Source organism: Tautonia sp. JC769 (genome assembly GCF_040717455.1).
GTDB lineage: Bacteria > Planctomycetota > Planctomycetia > Isosphaerales > Isosphaeraceae > Tautonia.
The window spans coordinates 48,406-69,679 of record NZ_JBFEFH010000009.1 but is presented as its reverse complement, the minus strand read 5'-3'; the positions used below and the strand labels follow the sequence as shown (position 1 = coordinate 69,679).

Genomic DNA, 21,274 nt, shown 5'->3' with positions numbered 1-21,274 from the left:
TCTGGGATCACGCCATCGGGATTCTTTGCCAAGCGTCTCCTGACGAGGAACGCTCCCACTGGACCTTAAGTCATGATCGGGACGCTGTGGTCATTTTCGCAAGGTGGTGGCAGAGATGTCGGCCGAGACGGACTGTCCGGAAGACGGTGCCGCTCGCCCCAGTTCCAGGCGAGCACCGAGGCAAGCCGCGCGGACCGGGCGATCGCATCAAGGTCGATCAAATGGACGCCGTCGCGCGGGGTATGCAGTGATGCCGACGTGCCGACCACATCGCCGAGCAGGCTCACGGCCTCCAGCCCGGCGGCGGCGAACGGCTCGTGGTCCATGCCCGCGCCCAGGATGCGGAAGCGGGCGGTGGGGATGGCCTCGGCCCCGGCCACGGACTCGGCCAGCGCGACGGCCCCGGGCGATCCGGCGAGCCAGACGCGGGCACCCGCCCCGAGGCTTTCAAGGTTGATGAGCAGGGTCGGGCGCTCGCGGAGCCACCACTCATAACGCTGGAGGAAGGCCCTGGCGCCGTCGAGGCCGACCTCCTCGGCCCCCGTGGCCAGGAAGACGGCATCGACCGGCGCATCGGGCCTGGGACGCCACGATCGGGCCAGCTCCAGCAAGACGGCCAGTCCCGAGCCGTTGTCGAGGGCCCCGGGGCTGCGGTTGCCCGAGGCGTTGCACATCAAGGCGAGGAGACAGGCGTCGATCAAGGTCGCCATCACCGCCAGCGGAACGACACCGACCGCGACGCCCGGCATCATGCTCCCGATCGACACCGCCACCAGCATCGCACAGCCGGCCGTCACCGCCACGACCAGGGCGACCCGCAGGCCGGTCGGCAATCGCTGCGACTTCGAATCGTAGTGCGCCAGGAAGACCACCCGGGCGGGAGGGGCCTCGGCCTCGTCGTCCCGAGGCGGCCAGGCGACCAGGTTGTTTGACCAGACACGAGCCCGGAGCCGGTCGGCCAGCGACCGGGTCACGAGCCAGGGGGCGTTGACCAGGTATCCGGCCCCCAGGGCTGCCAGCGTCAGGATAACGGGCGCGTGCATGGCACCCACCGCGCCGATCGTCACCAGGACCGACGCCCCGAGGAAGGCCAGCAGACTGCCGAACCTGCGGGCAGTCGTGCCGACCGGAAAGCGCTCTCGGACGACCGCGCGGCCCGATCGGGCCAACGCTCGCTCGACCAGACGCGCGGCCAGACGTTCTCCGGGCGAACCCACCGCGCGAGGAAACGCGAGCCGATGAATCAGCCGAAGTGCACGATCGGGACGGAAGGGGCACGGCATGGCCTCGCCCGTCACCGTGAGATCAGGATCGGGATGGGGTGGAGGAGTCGTCACCAACGGCCAGCGAGTTCGAGTGGAGTTCATGATGAATCATGCCATGTCGATCCGACCCGGGCAACTCCGGATCGGATCGACATGGCGACGACCCACGACTTCAAGCCGACACGGCCCTGCAATCAATACGCCTTGTCCACCTGCACGCCCTTGCCTCCCCCTTCCTGGAATCGCTGTTCGAGGCGTTCCATCTGGCGGAGCTGGTTCGAGCGGTTCTGCAGTCGGAGGTTCTCTTCGAGCGACGCCTCCGCGGGGGCCGAGGGCTCGGAGGACGGGACGGGCGGCGATTCAGGAACCCCCACCGGAGAAGCCCCTCGATAGAAGGCGTACTGATCGCCGTTGCGGCGGGCGACCGCCGTGACCTGGCCACGCACCCCTTCGGCCACGAAGACCCCACGCAGGTCGGTCTCTCCGCTGAAGAACCGCTCATTCCCCGACCCGATCACGCGGACCTGGACGCCCGGCAAGAACTCGCCGGTCTCGGCGAGTCGGACGGTCACGCGGACCCGCCCGGCGGCGGTCTCTTCCAGGACGTCCAGCTCGAGGGGACTCACCAGGGCGATCCCCGAGGCATAGCGATCGTCCCCCCGGATCATCACCAGATACGCACCCTCCGACTCGACCGGCAGGGGGATCTCCGTCGCGTGTGCGTCGAAGTCGATCCCCTCCGAGAGGGGCACGGTCGTCTCGACCAGGGGGGTGATCCCCGCCAGGTCGATGCCGGCGATGCCGTCGAGGCTGCGGCGGGTCAGGTACAGCCGCATCAGGTCGACCGGGTAGACCGTGACCGCGGCCTCCTCGATGTTGCGCGACCGGAGCGAGACCGAAGGCCCGTCGGCCGGGTTGTCGTCCTCATCGAGGAAGGCCCGGACGACCCCATCGCCGCCGGCGGCGACCTCGGGGGCCGGGGCCGGGTGGATCTCGGTGATCTCGGGCAGTTCCAGCTCCTCCCGGGTCAGTTGCTGGATGGCCCCCGCGGCGTCGGTGAAGCGGTCGGCGACCTGCTCGTAGAACGAGACGGCCTTCGAGGCGTCGCGACGGGCGTGGAAAATCTGGCCGAGGATGTAGATCGCCTGCCACTTGTTCGGGCTCGGGACCTCGGCCCCGCGGTCGTCGCGGTAGGTGGCGGCGGCGATCGTCTCGGCCACGGCGATGGCGCGGTCATACTGACCGAGGCGGAAGCGGCCGAGCGCCTCGGAGTAGCGGAAGCTATCGAGATAGGTGCTCTCCCGGAAGCGATCGGCGAACCGCTCGGCCAGCCGCACCACGGTCTCATGATCGTTCAGGTCGAGGTACGTGTTGACCAGGGCCAGGCTCGCCTCGTCGGCCATCGGGCTGTCGGGCGACTGGGCGAGGAAGGTCCGCACCAGCCGGATCGACTGCAGGAGCAACTGCGGCGGGGCCACCTCGGCGTCGAGCAGGGTCTGCCGGAGGCCCGGATCCTCGCCCGCCTGGCCCGCAAGGCCCGCAAGGACCTGTGAAAGCGCGAAGAAGTCGCTCTCGATCGAGGCGGTTTCCGGCGAGGTCCGCCAGAGGTCGAGCAGGTACGCCACCGCTTCGAGCGGGCGGTCTCGCTGGCGAAGGACCTCTCCCACGCGGGCGTCTTCGAGGTAACTCGCCTCGGCCGTGGCCCGCCAGACGAGATAGGCCCGTTCCGATTCGCCGATCGCCGCGTAGGAGCGGCCGACGGCGGCGATCTCCTCAAACGGGATCACGATGTCGGGGGCCTTCTCGCGGAGGATCTCGAAGAACTGGACGATCGGCCGGGGTTGGTCGAGCCGGATGTGCGCGGTCAGGAGCATCCGGGCCGCCTCCCGGGCGACGTCGTCCCGCAGCGTGTAGCCGGACCAGAGCGCCCCGAGGGCCTCGGCCGCCTCGGCGAACCGATCCGCCTGGAAGAGGGCCGACCCCCGGGCGAACAGCTCGTCCGGGGTCGGCCGATAAGGGTCGGTCGAGGACCGGCCGGGTTCGAGCACGGTGACGTTCATCGGCGCGCCCAGGTGGGCCCGCCCCGGATCGTAGGCGCTCCGGATCGACGGCGGCAGGGCTCGGAACGTCCCCGAGAGGTTGCCGAAGACGTCATACGTCGTCGTCCCCGGGTACTGGTCGGGGGCGAAGAAGAGGGTCAACAGGCCGTCGTTCACCTCATAATGCGAGGCACTCGTCTGGATCGAGTCTTCGACCAGCATCACGCCGGCCGGCAGGGGTTCCTCGATGACGAGGAACTCGCGCTCCCAGGTCGGCTGGCCCGACGGGGTGTACCGGCTCGCCGACAGCTCGACCCGGGCCCGGCCGCCCAGGGCGACCTGAGAGACCTCGTTGCGGAAGGTCTGCGGGTTCACCGCGACCGAGAAGCCGGTGGGCAGCGGCTTCCCTTCGAACTCCGGGGCCGCGGCCAGCATCACCCGGCGATCGATCGTGAAGGAACGGTTGTGCCGATCTTGATCCGGCCCGAACTCCCGGGTGAATCCGGTCAGCGTGACGGCATAGCCGAAGGTCCCGCGCCCCTCCAGGTCGAATCGGACGCGGTTCCGCCCGGCGGGGTCGATCGCCTTGCGGGGCACGCGGATCGCCTGGCCTTCGGATCGCCCGGAGACCTCGACGCGGTGGACCTCCTCGTCGTTGACGGTGATGACCAGCCGGTAATTGTCTGCCGCGGCGTCGGCCTCGCCGAAGGCGCGGCTCAGCGCGGCGATCGCCGGCCCTTTCGCCTTGTACGGGTTCCAGCCGAACCCGACCCGCTGCGCCAGGAGCCAGGCGGCGGCCTGGTCGCCCTCGGGGGCCGTCGGTCGCACGCGGGCATAGGCCAGCGCGGCCAGTGCCGTGACCTCGGTCGTGGACTGGTGGAAGGGGTGGCGGGTGTCGGCCTCCCAGTAGCGTTGCAGGGGGGCGCCCGGCTCGGGCGCGGTCGTCTTCGACCGGGGGCCGAGCACGCCGAGCACCTCGGAGGCGAGGCTCGACCGATCGAGGTTTGCAAACGTCAGCGCCAGGAACGCCAGCGCACTATTGGAGAGATCCTGGCGGTCGCGGTTCAGGCGGTTCGCCTGCTCGAATCCGCCTCGGCCCCGGGTGCTGAGGGCGTGGAGCAGGGCGGCCCGCGTCTCGCGGTCCCCCGCGTCGAGCTGGGCGAACTGCTGTTCCAGCCAGCCGACCGCGCGATCGGCGACCGAGCGATCGCTGAGCAACCCCACCGAATCGGCCGCCGCCAGCGCCCAGAGCACAGAGCTTGACGTGAGCCGGTCGCTCGCCCCGGGCGATTCCGGCCGAGACGGCACCCACGGCCAGCCGCCGTCCTCGTTCTGCAACCCGACCAGCTCGGCCACCAGCCCCCGGATGCGGGCGGTCAGCCGAGCGGCCTCGGGGGCCTCCGACCCGCCCACCTTGCGGAGATAGACGAGCGCCTCGGTCGCGGCCAGGAGGTCCGACGCGCGATCGGCCACCGAGTGCGACGGAGGCAGGCAGATGCGGGCCAGGTCGCTGTCGAGGCGGCCGGAACGGAGCCAGAACTGCTGGCCGAGGGCCACTTCGATCAGCATCCGCTGCACCGACGGCGAGAGCGTGATGAGCATCTCGGGGGCGTCGTAGCGCCGCCCTTTCGGCAGTTCGAGGAAGACGGTGGCATCGTTGCGGCTCGATCCCGAGGCCGAGGCGATCGCCTGCACGCCCCAGGGGCGGACGGGGACGGTGGTCGCGATCTCGTCGGCCCGGTCGCCCGCCCGGGCGGTCAGGGTCAACTCGATCGAGGTCGCGTCGGGGATCGGGAGCGGGTCGAACAGGACCTCGGTCACGCCGTCGCCGTCGACCTCGATCGCCTTCGGGTCGAGGCGTTCCTGCCCGGTCGCGTACGAGGCGAGCCGCAGCTCGACCCGGCCCTTCACCCCGGTGTGATGCACCCGGGCGAGGAACCGGGGCTGGTCCCCCTCGGTCAGGATGCTCGGCACGCCCAGCTCGACGAAGAAATCCTGGGCCACCTGCACCTCGGCCGTGGTTTGCCCGGCGAGGGTGTCGGCGCCGGTCACACCCCGCGCCGAGAACTCATAGCGCGAGAGGGCCGTCGGCGCGGTCAGGGTCACGCGTGCCGTGCCGTCCTCGCCGGTGACGATGCTCGGGTTCCAGTAGGCCGTCTCGACGAACTGCTGGCGGGTGACCGGCTCAACCCCTTCGAGGCGCCCCGCCCCTCGACTCTCAACCATGTCTCGGAAGAAGAATTCCGACTTGGCGCGGGCAGGGGCGTTGAGCGCCCTGGTTCGCCCCATTACCGTTCCCTCAGCGTCCATCGCGGGAGTTTGGGCCTCCCCCAGGGCCGCACCGACGGAAAGCTGGGACATCTCAGCACTTTCGGATGCAGGGGCCGGGGCGGCGAACATCCCGTCCCGACCACCCGGCATGCCTCCCATTCCCCCCATGCCTCCCATACCTTCCATGCCCATCATCTGGCCTGCCTGCGAGCGGGCGGCATCGGCCTCGCGATCGGCAAGGGCGGCCAGTTCCTGCCGCTGCTGTTCTTCGAGCAGGGCGTCGGCGATCGGCTCGGTCGGCGGGGCGTAGCGGAAGGTGTTGGTCGCCTCGGTCGCAAACGCCCCGGTGCGCACCTGGTCGTAGAAGAAGGGGCCGATCGGCGGATGAGGGTCCTCAAACAGGCTCAGTAAAGCCCGATCGACGAGCGCGAGCGACAGCTCCGCCTTCACGGGATTGCCGAGCTGGTCGGTCGCGGTGACGACGACCTCCAGGTCCTCGCCCGGCCCGACCCGATCCTTCGCCGGTTCGACCGTCACGCGCAAATCCCGCTGCAGGGTGATCTCGGCCTGCGCCTTGTGGAAGGCCGAATCGGCCATGCGGGCCGCGGCCAGGGTGACGTTCGGGAACTGGGCGTCGTTCGCGTCCCAGGCGACGGTGTTTTCCCCGTCGTTCAGGGTGACGATCCGGTAGTCGAGGATCCGGTCGGCCTCCCAGGTCACCAGCGCCGGGCCGGTGCCCGATCGGTTGTACACATTGACCTCGGCCCGCTCGCCCACCTTGAAGGCGAGGCGATCGGCCAGGATGCGCAACTTCTCGGCGTCTTCCGAGCCGGAGATCGTGAGGGATCGCTCGGCGACGATCGGGTTGCCGAAGCGGTCGGTCCCCGAGGCCCGGAGGACGTACGAGCCGCCTTCGGAATCGTCGATGGCCAGGTCGACCGAGGCGGCCCCGGTCGCCTCGTCGGTCGTGAATTCCTTGATCTCGACCTGACGCTCGGCCACCCGCCCCCGCTCGCCGACCCGCTTGAGGATCGCCAGCTCCAGCTCCGCCCCGGTCGGCTCGCCGAGGGCGTCGATCGTGCGGACGTTGAGCGGGAACGCCTCGCCGTCGAGGTAGACGTCGCGCGAGGTGGTCAGGTCGATCCGGAAGGCCCGCACGGCCAGCATGGCCGACCCGGTGACGGCCACCCCTTCCTCGGGCAACCGCCCGATGATGACGAGCGGCTGCTCCTCGCCGAAGCCAGTCGTCTCGAACGAAAATTCATATTCGCCGTCGTCGTCCGTTTCGCCCGAGAGCGTGCGGCCGTCGGGCAATTCCACCAGGATCGAGCGCCCCGCCAGCGGCGTGCCGTACTGGTAGCGGGCGATTGCCTTCCCCTCGACCGTCTCGCCGCGGAAGTAGACCGAGCGAGGCAGGTCGATCGTGAGGTCGACCTTGCGCAACTGATACGCCTGGACCTGGAAGGCCCCCGAGAAGCTGCTCTTGCCCGGCTGTTCGAGCCGGACCTGATACGAGCCGACCGGGGCCGAGGAATCGATCGGGATCGACTCGTGGAAGGTGCCGAAGCCGGAGAGCGTCACCTCCTTCTCGATGATCCGCCGCCCCCGGCTGTCGACCACCTCCAGGCGATAGGACGCCCCCGGCACGTGGTCATACTGGCCGTCCTTCACCTCCCGGACCACCCCGCGCAGCTCGACCTGCTGGCCGGGCCGATACGCCGGGCGATCGGTGTAGAGGAACGCCCTCGGGCTGAGGCCGCGGGCCACCTGCTGCGGCACGCCCAGGCCGGTCCCGGCCACGTGCGGGCCGTCGATGACGAGGTACGAGAGCGGGGCACCCGGGTCCCTCGGCTGCGGCCAATCGGCCAGCACCACGCCGTCGTCGCCGGTCGTCTCCTCAACGACGACCTGGCCCCCTTGCGAGACGAGCACGCGGGCCCCCGGCCGTCCCGACCCCTTCACCATGTCCTGCACGAAGACGAGCATCTGATCGCGCGAGGTCTTGACGATCGCGTCCAGGTCGCTGCCGATCACCAGGGTCGTCGCCTGGAGCTTCTCCTCGTCGCTGACCTTGATGACGTGGACGCCCGGGACCTCGACCTGATCGAGCGTGAACTCGTGCTTGATCGGCGCATAGTTGGTGTAGTCGGGGACCTCCGCCGTCCACTCGGCATCGGGGGCGACCAGGCCCACGTCGAGCGATTCGACCCCATTCAGGCCATGCTTCTTGCGGAAGTACGACTCGGGGTTCAGCGTGAACGAGCGGAAGGTGAGCGTCTCGATGTTCCGGGTCGTGATCTCCAGCACCGGCACCTCGCCCGACCGGAAGGTCCTCGGGGTGACGACCGTCAGCTCGGTCGATTCCATGGTGACGATCCGTTGCCTGGCCCGCGACTGCCACGGCTCGACCGCCACGCGCTTGTAGCGCTCGATGGCCTGCTCGGGCTGCTGCCGCTCGACTTCCAGCACCTCGCCGATGCGGAACTGGGCGTGGCCGCTCGCCTCGGTGCCGGGGAACTTGCCGATGAGCGTCTCCCAGGCGGCGATCGCCTCGTCGAACCGCTCTTGCTGGGCGAAGCTCTCGCCGACCTGCCACAACAGCTCGGGCACCCTCGGATCGAGCGGATACTGGTTGACGAACTGGCGGAACGAGGCCCGGGCCTCGTCAAACTGTTCCTTGCGCCATTGATCGTTGGCGATCATGAGCTGGGTGTTGACGATCTCGCGCTGGGCGTCGGCCGATTGCGGGCCGTCGGGGTACTGGGCCAGATAGCCCCGGAAGGCGTCGATCGCCTCGGCGAAGCGTTCCTGCTGGCGGAGGACCTGGGCCACCTGGAAGGCGACGGTCATCCGCAGCTCGGCCAGGTCGTCGCGCGCGGCGTCGGTCGTCACGCGGAATGCCTCCTCCGAGAGGAAGGCGCGGAAGGCGTCGAGCGCCCGCTGGCTCTGGCCGCGGAACTGGGCCGAGGTGCCGATCCAGGCGGCGGCCTTCACGGCCTCTTCGTGGTCGGGGAAGGCGTCGAGATAGCGCCTCAGGGCGGCGATGCCCAGGTCGAGGCTCGTGTCGTCGGGCGGCTGGGGGATGCCGTAGGTCCGCGCGATCTGGAACATCGCGTCGGCCCGCACGTCCTTCGCGGCGTCGTCGTCCTCAAGGTCGCGGGCCAGGTCGGTCCAGGTCAATCGGGCCGGGAGCAACTGGCCGAGGGCGAGTTGGGCCTCTCCCAGATGGAACCGGGCCCGGGCGAGGTCGTCCCCCTCGGGGAAAGTCGCGATGTAATCCTGGAATTCCTCGATGGCACGCCCGTAGACCTCGGCTTGCTGGCTGGCCAGGCCCATCCGGAAGCGGATCCGGGCGCGCAGCTCGTCCCCCTTGGCCAGCGATCGGGCCTGATCGAGCAGCGCGTGCGCGGCCTCGGGATCGGGGGTGGCGGAGGGCTGCTCGGGTTCCAGGAGGCGATCGGCGAAGGCCACGTACACGCCGGCCAGGCCGTCCTTGCGATCCGGGTCGAGCAGGGTCTCGACCTGGGCGCGGGCCAGCGTCTCGGCCACCTCGGGGCGATCGGCGGCCAGCTCGGTGGCGGCCAGTTCGGAGCGGAGCTTGATCGACCATCGGCCGTCCGGGTCGGCGTCGAGGGCGGCGGTCAGGACCTCGCGGGCCTGGTCCGGCTGCTTGCCGAGGCGGAGCGCCACCCCTCGGATCCAGGCCGCATAGGCGCGGCGGTCGGCGTCGGCGTCATCGGCCGCCCCCCATTCCTCGAGCAGGGCGGCGGCCTCGGCGTACTGGCCTTCTTGCAGGTGTTCGACGACCGCGCCGGGCAGGTCGGGCGCGATCGGCTCGATCACCTGCCGGGCATCCGGCACCCGGAGCGCCTCTCCGTTCGGGGTGTCGTCGGGATTCCCCCCTCCCTGTCGCGCGGAGACGGCAATGGCCCCCGACAGCACCAGGGCCATCGAGACGGCGGCTCGGCCGTGCCAGTTCCTCATGGCAGACGCTCCTCTTCGTGTCCAGTCGTGCCTTGCGAGTCCGCAAATGCCTCATCGCAATCGGTTCGATCAACCGCGCCGGCAAGAAACCGGCCCCTCCCGGGACGTGGCCCTCAGTGTACCACGCCCCTCGATCAGACAACGGATGACCCCAGGATAGTCTTAGGTCACACCCCGAATTCGTTCGGCTCGTCGCCTGGCCGACACCGGGGCGGAGCGGGCGGATCACCTCGGCTGCCCGGCGAGCCGATCGCGTGTTGCCTCGAATCGCGTCAGGCCGTACAACAAAGATCGATCATCCGGCCGAGGCCGTCGCGGAATGGCGAGACGAACGGCCCCAACCCTCCCGCCCCGAGCTAAGCGTCCCGTCCCCGGAGCCGCACCCCGATGTACCGTCAGACGACCGATCCTTCACTCAAGGCACCGACCTACGACGACCACACGGACCTGACCACCGTGCTCGACGGCCAGGGGAATCCGCATCCGGTCGACTCGCCGAGCGACTGGGACGTGCGCCGGGCTCACATCCTCTTCCACCTCCAGGAGGTGATGGGCCCGCTCCCCGGCGGCGAGCGCCGGGTCCCCCTCGCCCCCGAGTACGGCGAGGAAGTCGCCGAAGACGGCTACACGCGCATCCACGTCACCTATGCCAGCGAGCCGGGCGACCGCGTGCCGGCCTGGCTGTCCATCCCCGACGGCGAGCCTCCCGAAGGGGGCTTCCCGGCCATGATCTGCCTGCACCAGACCGTCCGGTCGGGCAAGGACGAGCCGGTCGGGGTCGAGGCCCGGCCCAACCGATCGTCGGCCAAGGAGTTGGCCGAGCGGGGCTACGTCGTCCTGACCCCCGACTACCCGAACTTCGGCGAGTACACGGTCGATCCCTACGCCCTCGGCTACGCCAGCGCCTCGATGAAGGGGATCTGGAACCATATGCGGGGCATCGACCTGCTGGCGAGCCGCCCCGAGGTCGCCGCCGACCGCATCGGCGCCATCGGCCACTCGCTCGGCGGGCACAATTCGATCTTCCTGGCCGTCTTCGACGACCGGGTGAAGGCGATCGTCTCGTCCTGCGGCTACAACAGCTTCCCGTATTACTACGAGGGGAAGATCGCCGGCTGGTCGCACAAGGGGTACATGCCCCGGATCGTCTCGAAGTACGGGACCGACCCGGCGAAGATGCCGTTCGATTTCCCCGAGCTGATCGGCGCGCTCGCCCCCCGGCCGTTCTTCTCGAATTCCCCGCTGCGGGACGCCAATTTCGAGGTCGAGGGGGTCCGCGTCTGCATCGCGTCGGCGACGCCGATTTACGGGCTGCTGGGGGCCCCCGATCACCTGGTCGTCGAGTATCCGGATGACGAGCACGACTTCCCGCCCGACGTCCGGGAGCGGTCGTACCGGTTCCTCGACCATCACCTGGGCAACCCCCGGGCGTGATCGCATGAGCACGCGAAGGGGGTCAAACGTCTTGACAGGGGGCCTCTCACGCACGATAGTCGGTTACAGTGTATCGCATGATGCGCCACCGGGCGGGGTCCTCCCGCCCGTCGCCGGATCGGGGCCGGAGTGCCCCGAGTGGCGAAGCCGGGCCTGCCCAGGAGGGGCCCGGGGGCCTGCTCAACCGGGATGAAGCGCCATGGATCGACGCATCCTCGTGGTCGATGATAGTGAGCTGACCTGCCAGCAGCTCTCGTTGCTGCTCAGCCGACCCGATCGCCGGATCAAGGTGGTCACCAACGGCACCGAGGCCCTCGAACGGATCGTCGACGGCAAGTTCTCGCTCGTCCTCACCGACCTGCGGATGGACGGCCGGGGGATCGACGGGCTCGACCTGATCCGCGAGATCCGCCAACGCGACCTGCCCGTGACGGTCATCGTCATGACCGCCTTCGCCTCGATCGACGTGGCCGTCGAGGCCATGAAGCTCGGCGCCTACGACTTCCTGACCAAGCCGATCGACCCCGACCAGGTGCAGGTGCTCGTCGAGCGCGCCCTGGCCGACCGCTCCCTGCTCGACGAGGTGAACGACGCCCGCGACCGGCTCCGCCAGCGCTTCGGCTTCCACAACCTGCTCGGCACCAGCCCCGGCATGCGTGACGTCTTCGAGCGGGTCGAGCGCGTGGCCTCGGCCCACTGCAACGTCCTGATCACCGGCGAGACCGGCACCGGCAAGGAGCTGGTCGCCCAGGCCCTCCACCTGGCCGACGCCACCCGATCCGGCCCGCTCGTCGCCGTCAATTGCGCGGCCTTGCCCGAACCGTTGCTCGAGAGCGAGCTGTTCGGCCACGAGAAAGGGGCCTTCACCGGGGCCGACCGCCGCAAGCAAGGCCGCTTCGAGCTGGCCGAGGGGGGCACCCTCTTCCTCGACGAGATCGGCGAGCTGCCCCTCGGCGTGCAGGCGAAGCTGCTCCGCGTTCTGCAGGACGGCACCTTCGAGCGCGTCGGCGGCACCGAGACGCTGCAGGTCAACACCCGCATCCTCGCCGCGACCAACGTCGACCTCCGCCGGGCCGTCGCCGAGGGGACCTTCCGCGAGGATCTCTTCTTCCGGCTCAACGTCGTCACCGTCACCTTGCCGCCGCTCCGCGACCGGGTGGAAGACCTCCCGCTCCTGGTCGACCACTTCCTCGACCTGCTCCGCGAGCGGGGCTACCCGGACAAGACCTTCGCCCGCGAGACCCTGAGCCGGATGGCCCGCTACGACTGGCCGGGCAATGTCCGCGAACTGGAGCATCTGGTCGAGCAGCTGGCGATCACCGCCCCGGGCGATGTCGTCCGAGTCGAGCACCTGCCCCCGTATCTCGCCGAAGGCCCCGACGAAGGGTCGCTCGACCTCAGCTTCGACATCCGCCGCCCCTTGCACGAGATCACCCGGGAGCTGACCGAGCGGATCGAACGCTCGTACCTCTGCGGCGTCCTCGAACGTTATCGGGGCCGGATCGACCGCTCGGCGGCCCACAGCGGCCTCTCGCGCCGGAGCATCAGCGAGAAGCTCCGGATCCACGCCATCGACAAGGCCGACTTCAAGCCCCGATCGCCGGCCGCCTCCTCGGCGCGTCGGGGCGTCGCGGTCGGGGACTGATCACGCCCCTCGATCGGAACCGGGGGACGGGCTCCGACTGGTCGGGATGCCCGTCCCCTCGTTTTCCGCCCCACGGATGGCCCTTCCGGGGTGGGATCGATCCGAGCGATCACTCCTCCGGGATCGGCTGCGATCGGTCGTTCCCGACCACCACGTCGGTGTCCGAATACTGACCACGCCACTCGCCCCAGGTCAGGCGCTCCGGGCTTTTATGCGCGGGGAGCCGGGTGCCGACGTACTCGCCGTTGACGCAGGTCAGGGCCGAGCCGTCCGGCTCCTCCAGCCAGAGGCTCTTGGTCTTGCGGTCATAAAACAACGGGACCTTTTCATCGGTCGCGTAGCCGGTGGTGCCGAGCGTCACCGCCGCGCCTTCGACGTCGCGCCGGTAGATGCGCACCGTGTCCGGGCCCCGGGCGTAGACGACCGCGATGGGGGTCTCGCCGTCGACGTCGTTGATGATCTCGACCTTCGTCAGGACCCCCAGCGGGTACGCCCGCGGGCCGGATTCGAGCACCAGGCCCACCACCTCGTTCCGATCGCCGATGTTCTGGGCAATCTCGCCATCAGGTGCCTGGATGATCGGATAATCGACGCCCGGGATCGAGTCGCGGCCGAAACCGCCTTGAAGGACCATCGGGTCGAACTGCGCGTCGGTCACGTCATAGAGCTCGGGGGTTTCGCCGTCGCCGACCGAGGCCCAGAGCAGCTTCTTCCCGTCCTCCTCCAGGTGGAATTGCGGCGGGCGAGAATTGTACTCCTTCCGATAATTCAGGCCCAGGTACCCGACCGGCGCGGACAGGTCGCGATCCTGCACCGCCATCTGGTATTCCTTCACCTGTTCATACAGGTCGGCCCCGACCAGTTTCCAGAACAGGAATCCCCCCAGGCCGATCAGCACCACGGCGACCAGCACGCGCGGCAGCCACGACGACGAACGGGGCGGCGCCGACGGCGGCGGGGTCGGGGTCGGCCCGGCGGGGGGGGTTGTCGGGGGCGGATCGTGGGGTTGCTCGCTCATCGCAATTCGCCTTCGGAACGGGATCGGGAGTCGGGCCCATCGGCCGGACGTCGGTACGGCCGACTTCCTACGGTCGAGCCGTCCTGCGAGAGGGTCAAAGTCGTGTCGACATCAAGGTCCTCGAAGTGGGATTCCGAGCCGTCGGGCCATCGCACCCGAATCGCCTCGATCGCCTCGGCATCGCCGAGCCCGAAGTGGAGCCGGACGTCCGACGCGGCCAGGATGCTCCCCCCTCGACGCACCGCGCCCTTGAAGGTCCGGCCCGCGGCCTCCAGCTCCACGAGGGCGCCGATCGCCTCCAGGTTCGGCCATCGGCCGACCAGCCGGATCGTCACGGCCGATCCCTCGGGCCTCCCCTCGTTGACCAGCACGCGCAAGGGTCCGTCGATGGTCGAGACCACGAGGTCGAGGTCGCCGTCGTCGTCGAGGTCGCCGACGGCGACCGCCCGGCCCGACCGCACGGAGTCCAGCGCGGGCCCCCACCTCGCCGTGACCTCCTCCATCAAGCGGCCCTCGCGATTGCGCAGGAAGGCCACGGGCTGATCGTAGTGGGCATCGGGCACGTTCGGGTAGACGTGGCCGTTGGCCTGGAACAGGTCGGGCCAGCCGTCGGCGTCGAAGTCGGCCAGCACCAGGCCCCAGCCGACGAAGCCTCCGGTCGGCCCCCAGAGCGAGAAGTTGCCGGAAAGGTCGGCATATGAATGGTCGCCGAGGTTGCCGTACACGCGGCTCCCTTCCTGGCGGAAGTTGCTCACGGCCAGGTCCAGCCGCCCGTCGCCGTCGAGGTCGGCCACGTCCACGGCCATGCTCCCCTCGGCAATCCCATACATGTTGCACGCCACGCCCGCCGGGACGCCAATCTCCTCGAACCGCCCCTCGCCCAGCCCCCGGAACAGTTCGTTGGCGTGGGTGTCGTTGGTCACATACAGGTCGAGCAGCCCGTCTTCGTCCAGGTCGACCAGCAGGGCCGACATCCCCTTGTTCGGCGCCCGCAACAGCCCGGCCGGCTCGGTCCGGTCCTCGAACGTGCCGTCCCCCCGATTCCGCCAGAGGCGGTCGGTCTGGCCCGGCAGGGTCGCGGGCCCCTGGAAGACGGGCACGCCGGGCAGGTAATCGTACAGGGGAGGGGGGTCGAACGGATCAACCTCCAGATAATTCGTCACATAGAGATCGACCCAACCATCCCCGTCCACGTCTCCCCAGGTGGCCGACACGCCCCAGTTCGGGTCGTCGATGCCCGCGCTTCGGGTCGCGTCTTCGAACGTGCCGTCCCCCCGGTTTCGCCAGAGGGTGTCGGGGCCGTGCTGGACGACGATCAGGTCCGGGAAGCCATCGGCGTCGTAATCCGCGACGGCCACACCCTGGGCCCACCCCGTGTGACGGAGGCCGGACGATGCGGTCGTGTCGGTCCATCGACCGGGGCCGTCGTTGCGGAACAGCCAGGGGCCGCCGGCCGCTCGCACCTCATCGCCTCGAATCTCACTGCCGCCGGCCACGAACAGATCGAGGTCGCCGTCCCGGTCGAAATCGAACAGGGCGACGCCCGTCCCGATCGAATCCAGGACGCAACGCTTCCGCGGGTCACCGCTGCGCGGCGCCACGTCCAGGCCGAACGCGGCGGCCCGGTCGACGAACCAGGGCCCGAAGTCCGGCTTCGGTTTCGGCTCCGGATTCGCCCCCGCGCCGGCCGCCTGACCGCCCGGCGCGCCGAGCAGTGCCTCGGTCTCCCCGCTGCAGCCGGGACCCAACGCAGCAATGACCGCGATCGCAAGCATCACCAGCGGTCGGGGGGAGGCGACGCCCCGCCTCCCCCACTGAAACGAACTCATGCAGTGTCTCACCCAGTCGTTGGATCGATCGACGAGACCCGTCGGGCGCGGTTTCCGTCGCGTGCGTCGCGTTCCGATCGAAGGGCGCCGCCCCGTCCGCCTCGGGATCGCCCGAGGGGGGGGCCTGGCCCTGTGAAACTCCTCGCAACCGGAAACCGCCCGAACTTACATGCCGCCGCCGTATTCCTTGGTCGCCTCTTTCGTGGCTTCCTCGAAATCGATCTCATCGATCTCGACCGGCGGAGGCGGCTCCTCGCCGCAGCCGGGGAGGCTGACGATCCCCACCAGGGAGAACAACACCACGAGCCGTTGCGAATTCCGTCGGAGGATTGACATGAGACCAACAACCCTTCAAGTCAGCAGGCGAATCGAGACACCCCTGACGGATCGCCCTGGCCCCTCGCCAGCACGAACGTCATCAGGAAATCCAGGGACAATCACCTCGCGATGGCGGCAGCACCCGATCGAGGACTCGGCCGGGCGGGCCTGCCGACACGCCTCGCGACGCGGCCCACCCCGGGCCATTGCCCCAGGGTGGGCGAGCGTCCGCGTGATGGCAAGAACGCGTTCGCGTTCGCGTCGCCGGCTCCGTCAGAACTGATCGGAGCTGACCACCTCGCCGCCGACCCGGGTGCTCAGGGCCATCCACGTCGGCAGGGCGACCGTTTCCTTGAAGAACTTCACGCTGCCGTCGGCCATCACCGCATTGGCGCCGCCGGGGTGATACGACGAGGCAGGCTTCATGATGAACCACCAGTCGAAGGCCCGGCAGCAGGTCTGGTTCGGGGTCCGGATCGAGTTGAACCAGTTGCGCCAGATCGAGCCCTCGACCCAGGCGTAACCCTTGTAGCGCCAGGTCCCGCCCCAGGGGATCGGGCCGTTGGTCCAGTCCATCTGGTTGCAGGCGGCCACGGCATCCTGGACCGTCGAGGTGTTGGTCACGCCGGCCGCCTCGTAGCAGTCGGAGACCTTCGTCCGGGCCGCCCCGGCCACCAACGGGCCGTTGGCCACCTCGGCGCACAGCAAGGTGTTGCTGGAGCCGTCCTTGATCGAGGCGAAGCTGATCATGTTCAGCGCATTATTCGGCAAGCCGCCGATGGTCGCCTCGGTGCTGTTGTTCCGGCCATACGAGCGGCCGAACAGGCCGTCCCACTGCTGGAGCCTCGGGTACCACGTCCCCGAATTCCAGGCGTAATTCGAGGCCCAGAACTGGAAGGCGTCGCTGGCGTACTCGGTGTAAATCTCCGAGGGGCAGAGATATGCGCTGATCCGGGTCCGGCCGACCGTGATCGTCGCCGGGTGGGTCCAGATCCAACGGGCCGGGATCGCCGGGTTGGCCGGGTCGCCGAGCCGGAAGTTGAACGAGTCGTAGACCTGGGTCTGCTCCAGGAAGGGCAGCAACCCGACCTGGGGCGACAGCCCGCCGGGCATCTCGCCCATCGGGAACGACCCCCAGGTGTCATGATAATTATGGACCGCCAACCCGATCTGCTTCAGGTTGTTCGTGCACTGGGCCCGACGAGCCGCCTCGCGGGCGCTCTGCACGGCCGGCAACAGCAAGGCGATCAAGACACCGATGATGGCGATGACCACCAACAGCTCAATCAATGTGAAGCCGCGACGTTCTCGATGATTCAAAGGTCGCTCTCCTGTCAGAAGGGACTCCGAAACAACAGCAGGTCACTCGCATGAGCACGCAGCCATAGCTGCCGACACCCATGCGCAAACACCGGACATGCTGACGGAAACGAGCAGGGAGAGGAAACGACGAGCCGTCACCGACAATCGAAACCAGGAGCGATGATTCCGATCGCGACAACCGGATCCGGGAGGAGCGCTGACCGATTATGGCCATTCCTTGCCAGATCGAAACCGGTATCGTACTAAATGCGCCTCAAACAATAGCTTCACTGCGGGGGGAACGCAAAAGATTTTTCGCCGCCCCCGAAATCTTAACCATACCACTCGCACACACACTCACCGCCGGCCCGGCCCCCCGGATCCGGGATCCGATCGACTCCCGGGGACCGGGTTCGGGACCGCCCCTCGGGAACCCGGCTCGGGCCCTGGTGCCATCGCCGCGGCCGCCTCGGGCCCCCCGTCTGTCCGCCCCGACCGGATCCTCAGGGCGAGCGGCGAACAAGCTGTTCTCGCTGCCAGACCCGACGCCGATACGTCACAAGCTCTTGATCACATGATCCCCCCTCGCCGATCAGTTGGTGGGACGGGAGGCCTCGGAAGACCCGATCGAACAGCTCGAGCAGGCGATCTCCGGTGAGCATACGCTCATTCCTCTGTCGGATCGGCGCCAGGAACTCGACGCGGGGGTGCTCGTCCGTGTTGAGGCGGGCCCCCCTGGCGGGCGCCGGCCAGTCTCCCACGTAGAGGCGAGCCAGGGTCTCGGCCGAGCCGAGATAGTCCTCGGCGTCGTCGAGCGTCTCGGCCAGCGAGGGCAGGGTGGCGCGGACCCGATCCGGTCGGATCGCGATCGGGGCCTCGGTCCCGATCAATGCCAGCATCGCCGTATCGGCCGAGAGCTGCCCCCACCAGAGCGACGTCCCGGGGAACACCGAGGCGAAGCTGTCGGCGATCATCGTCAGCTCGTTCGCCCCGAGCTGGTAGAGCGGCAACCAGAGGCAGAACAGCCCTCCCTCGTTCAGCCGAGATCGGGCCAGCCGGAACTGCTCCACCGTGTACAGGTACCCCGCGCGACTCTCCCAGGGGACGAACAGGTCGGAGACGATCGCGTCGTACGACCGGCCCGAGGCCAGCAGGTCGTGCCGGGCATCGTCGATCCGGATCGACACCTTCGGGTGTCCCACCACGCCGAGATTCTCGGGCTCGAAGTAGCGGGCCGCCTCGACCACCTCGGGGATCAATTCGACGATCGCGATCCGATCGACCTGCGGGTGGACCGTCGCCGAGGCCGCGGTCAGGCCGGTCCCGAGCCCCAGGAACAGGACCTCGCGCGGGTCGGGGTGCAGCAACAACGGCAGGTGACCCTGGCGCAGCTCCCTGACCGTCGACCGGCCGGTCGACCCGAGTCCGTAGTGCAGGTTCTGCCGGAGGATCCGATTCCCGGGGGCCACCTGCACCACCTCGATCAACCCGTACGACCCCTCCCAGGCCTCGAGGATCTCGATCCTCGGATCCGGGGGCAAGGTCCGCACCCGCCCCGGGGCCACCGCCGCGACGCCCCCGAATCCCAGCAGCACCAGGGCAACCCCCGCGGCCTCAGGCCGCCGTCCCCCTCGGATCAGGAGCGCGACCGGAATCACCCCGAAGATCAAGGAAATAAGAGCAATGGATGGCCAGAGCCCGACATTCGGCAACAGCACGAGGCTCGCCAGCAACGCCCCGGTCGCCGCCGCCAGCGCGTTACAGGCCGTCAACCGGCCCACCACCGCGCCTCCCGCCAGGCCCGATGCGCCGGCCGCCTTCCAGAGGCCAGGCAAGATCGCGCCGAGCACGCTCACCGGCGGCAAGACCACCAGCGCCACCAGCCCCAACACCCCCAGCAGGTAGCCGACGAACGTCCGCCCGAAGGTGAAATAATCCAGATCCGTGAGCCACAGGAACACCGGCACCGAGAGCGCCACCGCCCCCGCCCCCAACCCCGCCGCAAGCCCCAGCAGCCGCTCGGCCGACATCCGTCGATGCAACCGGGCCACCGCGGCCGACCCCAGCGCCAGCCCCGCCAGGAACACCGTCAACACCGCGCCGAACGTATAGGTGCTGTTATGAAAGACCAGGGAAAACATCCGGGTGTACAGGACCTGCAACCCCAGCGTCCCGAAGCCCGAAATCGCCGCCAGGACCCACCAGATCCTCGCCGAGCCGCCCGGGACTTCCCCGGATTGCCCCGGGACCGACTCCCGAGCGGCGAGCCCCCGATCCGGCTTCGGGGCCGCTCCCCGTCGCGAGACCGCGAGCCAGCACGCGACGACCCCCGAGCCCCCCGACAGCCCCGCCGCGACCCAGGCACTCCCCCGGACCCCGACCGCGAGCATCAAGACCGCGCTCGCCAGCACCACCCCGATCAGCGCCCCCGCCGTGTTCAGCGCATAGGCAAGCGCCACCCGCCCCGGCGCCAACCGCCGATCGGGCGAAAGATGCTCCGCCATGAAGGGCAGGCTCGCTCCCAGGGCCACCGTCGCCGGCAAGAGCAGGGCGAGCGCCAGCACCACCCGCACCAGGACCTGCATCGCCGGCTCCGGATGCGAGAGCCAGGCCGCCCACGACGACCCCTCGACCGCGTCCAGCGCCATCGGCACCAGGGGGGCCCATCCCGCCACCACCAGTTCCGCCAGGCCGTAGCCGAGCAGCGGGTCCACCCGCCTCACCCAACGCGCCGCCAGCACCGAACCGATCGCCAGGCCCACGAAATAGCACGTCAGCACCACTGCCGCCGAATGCACCGTGTGCCCGAACAGGAGGCCGATCTGCCGCGACCACGACACTTCATAAATCAGTGCCGCGGCCCCCGAGGCGAAGAAGACGGCCAGGACCACCCCGTGATGCGGCCCCGGCCGGCCCCCCTCAGACGCGCTTGGCTCGTTCATCAGTCCAGGATGCTCCCGGCAGGATGAGGGGGGCGACGGCGGGTTCGGGACCGCGGCGTTCCCCATCCGGCCCGGTCGCGGAACGGTCCGTCCTCGGGATCAGTACGAGTCGGCCGACACGACCTCGCCCCCCCTCCGGGTGGCCAGCGCCAGGAAAACGTCTTGCGCGATCGAGTCGCGGATGAAGTGGACCGACCCGTCGGCGAAGAGGAAATTCACCCCGCCCGGGTGCCGGCTCCAGTAATCCTCGGGGTGCGCCCGGGGGTGGTTCGGCGTCCGAGGCGGGTCGGAAATCCCGACGGTCCCGATGACCATCGAGAACGCCGGGTGCGGGAAGGACTGGAAGCGAGCGTCGCCCCCCTGGCCCGGCGGCGTCTTGTAACTCCAGCCGTGCGGCGTCCGGGCGGTCCAGGTCACCGGCGCGAGGTTGAAGCTCCGCTCGCCCACGGCGATCGTCTGGCTGGTGCCGTCTCGGATGTCCGCGATCCGCGTCCGGCTGTTCATGTAGAAGATCCCCTGGCCGTCGTCGGGGCCGATCTCGCCGATCCCGTTGCTGCCGATGTAATTCCCCGTGCTCACCTCGGTCAGCGTCGCGGAGTCGTACTCGTCCCGCACCGGCACCAGCGCGACCTCATTATCCGAAGGGCAGATGAACGACGCGACCCTCGCCATCCGGATCGTCGCGTTCAACGGCGTATCGACCGACAGGTCGAAGTTGATCGCGTCGTACAGCGGGGCCTGCTCGACCTGATTGAGGATCATGCTCCCCCAGGCCCACCCCGGCCAGCCGGCCAGCTCGTCGTCCTCGTCCCGGAACCGGCCGTGGGCGTCATGGTCGTCATGGTCGTCGTCGTGGTGGTGCTCCTCCTCGAAATAGGCCGTCCAGCCCGGCGGGAAGGTGCTGTGATTCGTCTCGTAATTGTGCAGCGCCACCCCGATCTGCTTCAGGTTGTTCAGGCATTGCGCCTTCCGCGCCGCCTCCCGAGCCGCCTGCACCGCGGGCAGCAGCAGGGCGATCAGCACCCCGATGATCGCGATGACCACGAGGAGTTCGATCAGGGTAAAGCCGTTTCGTCGGACGGCGGGGGTTCGTTGCATCGGGGTTCTCCTGCACGGATGAAAAATGATGGGGCCCGCCCGGAGAGCATCCTGCGGGGTATCGGCCGTCGAGGTCCGTCCACGGGGAGCCGGTCGACGTCACCCTGAACGTCGACCGGCTCCCTAGCC

10 protein-coding genes are annotated in these 21,274 nt (G+C 69.2%); 2 read left to right on the top strand and 8 right to left on the bottom strand.

Annotated elements, in window-relative coordinates; translation table 11 throughout:
* Positions 1-65 precede the first annotated feature (65 nt).
* The gene (locus AB1L88_RS11370; protein ID WP_367096777.1) at positions 66-1,169 is read right to left on the bottom strand and encodes a M28 family peptidase; all 1,104 of its coding nucleotides are present in this window, start codon (positions 1,167-1,169) and stop codon (positions 66-68) included.
* Positions 1,170-1,459: 290 nt separating this feature from the next.
* Positions 1,460-9,559 (bottom strand): tetratricopeptide repeat protein, encoded by an 8,100-nt coding sequence (locus AB1L88_RS11365; protein ID WP_367096776.1) that lies wholly within the window; start codon positions 9,557-9,559, stop codon positions 1,460-1,462.
* Between the two features lie 387 nt (positions 9,560-9,946).
* Here AB1L88_RS11365 and AB1L88_RS11360 point away from each other — a divergent pair, with 387 nt between their 5' ends.
* On the top strand, positions 9,947-10,993 hold the full coding sequence (locus AB1L88_RS11360; protein WP_367096775.1) for a dienelactone hydrolase family protein: 1,047 nt from the start codon (positions 9,947-9,949) through the stop codon (positions 10,991-10,993).
* Between the two features lie 199 nt (positions 10,994-11,192).
* Positions 11,193-12,638, top strand: a complete 1,446-nt coding sequence (locus AB1L88_RS11355; protein ID WP_367096774.1) for a sigma-54 dependent transcriptional regulator — start codon at positions 11,193-11,195, stop codon at positions 12,636-12,638.
* A gap of 109 nt (positions 12,639-12,747) precedes the next feature.
* Here the strand turns inward: AB1L88_RS11355 and AB1L88_RS11350 are convergent, their stop codons facing one another.
* The 6 genes from AB1L88_RS11350 to AB1L88_RS11325 form a co-directional block, all read right to left on the bottom strand.
* Positions 12,748-13,656: a DUF3179 domain-containing (seleno)protein gene (locus AB1L88_RS11350; protein WP_367096773.1), complete on the bottom strand. Its 909-nt coding sequence runs from the start codon at positions 13,654-13,656 to the stop codon at positions 12,748-12,750.
* Complete coding sequence (locus tag AB1L88_RS11345; RefSeq protein ID WP_367096772.1) at positions 13,653-15,485, bottom strand: CRTAC1 family protein; 1,833 nt, start codon at positions 15,483-15,485, stop codon at positions 13,653-13,655. Before AB1L88_RS11345 ends, AB1L88_RS11350 begins: the two co-directional genes overlap by 4 nt.
* Before the next feature lie 165 nt (positions 15,486-15,650).
* Positions 15,651-15,821, bottom strand: coding sequence for a hypothetical protein (locus tag AB1L88_RS11340; protein ID WP_367096771.1), 171 nt, complete (start codon positions 15,819-15,821; stop codon positions 15,651-15,653).
* A 255-nt stretch (positions 15,822-16,076) separates the two neighbouring features.
* A complete protein-coding gene (locus AB1L88_RS11335) occupies positions 16,077-17,123 on the bottom strand; it encodes a DUF1559 domain-containing protein (RefSeq protein ID WP_367096770.1) in 1,047 nt (348 codons plus the stop codon).
* A 485-nt stretch (positions 17,124-17,608) separates the two neighbouring features.
* The gene (locus tag AB1L88_RS11330) at positions 17,609-20,047 is read right to left on the bottom strand and encodes a spermidine synthase (RefSeq protein WP_367096769.1); all 2,439 of its coding nucleotides are present in this window, start codon (positions 20,045-20,047) and stop codon (positions 17,609-17,611) included.
* 99 nt (positions 20,048-20,146) lie between these two features.
* A complete protein-coding gene (locus AB1L88_RS11325) occupies positions 20,147-21,145 on the bottom strand; it encodes a DUF1559 domain-containing protein (protein WP_367096768.1) in 999 nt (332 codons plus the stop codon).
* Positions 21,146-21,274: the final 129 nt, after the last annotated feature.

Bases quoted from the DNA above. Each gene is read 5' to 3' on its own strand.
- AB1L88_RS11365 (WP_367096776.1), bottom strand. From the start codon at position 9,559: ATGAGGAACTGGCACGGCCGAGCCGCCGTCTCGATGGCCCTGGTGCTG.
- AB1L88_RS11360 (WP_367096775.1), top strand. From the start codon at position 9,947: ATGTACCGTCAGACGACCGATCCTTCACTCAAGGCACCGACCTACGAC.
- AB1L88_RS11355 (WP_367096774.1), top strand. From the start codon at position 11,193: ATGGATCGACGCATCCTCGTGGTCGATGATAGTGAGCTGACCTGCCAG.
- AB1L88_RS11350 (WP_367096773.1), bottom strand. From the start codon at position 13,656: ATGAGCGAGCAACCCCACGATCCGCCCCCGACAACCCCCCCCGCCGGG.
- AB1L88_RS11345 (WP_367096772.1), bottom strand. From the start codon at position 15,485: ATGAGTTCGTTTCAGTGGGGGAGGCGGGGCGTCGCCTCCCCCCGACCG.
- AB1L88_RS11340 (WP_367096771.1), bottom strand. From the start codon at position 15,821: ATGTCAATCCTCCGACGGAATTCGCAACGGCTCGTGGTGTTGTTCTCC.
- AB1L88_RS11330 (WP_367096769.1), bottom strand. From the start codon at position 20,047: ATGAACGAGCCAAGCGCGTCTGAGGGGGGCCGGCCGGGGCCGCATCAC.
- AB1L88_RS11325 (WP_367096768.1), bottom strand. From the start codon at position 21,145: ATGCAACGAACCCCCGCCGTCCGACGAAACGGCTTTACCCTGATCGAA.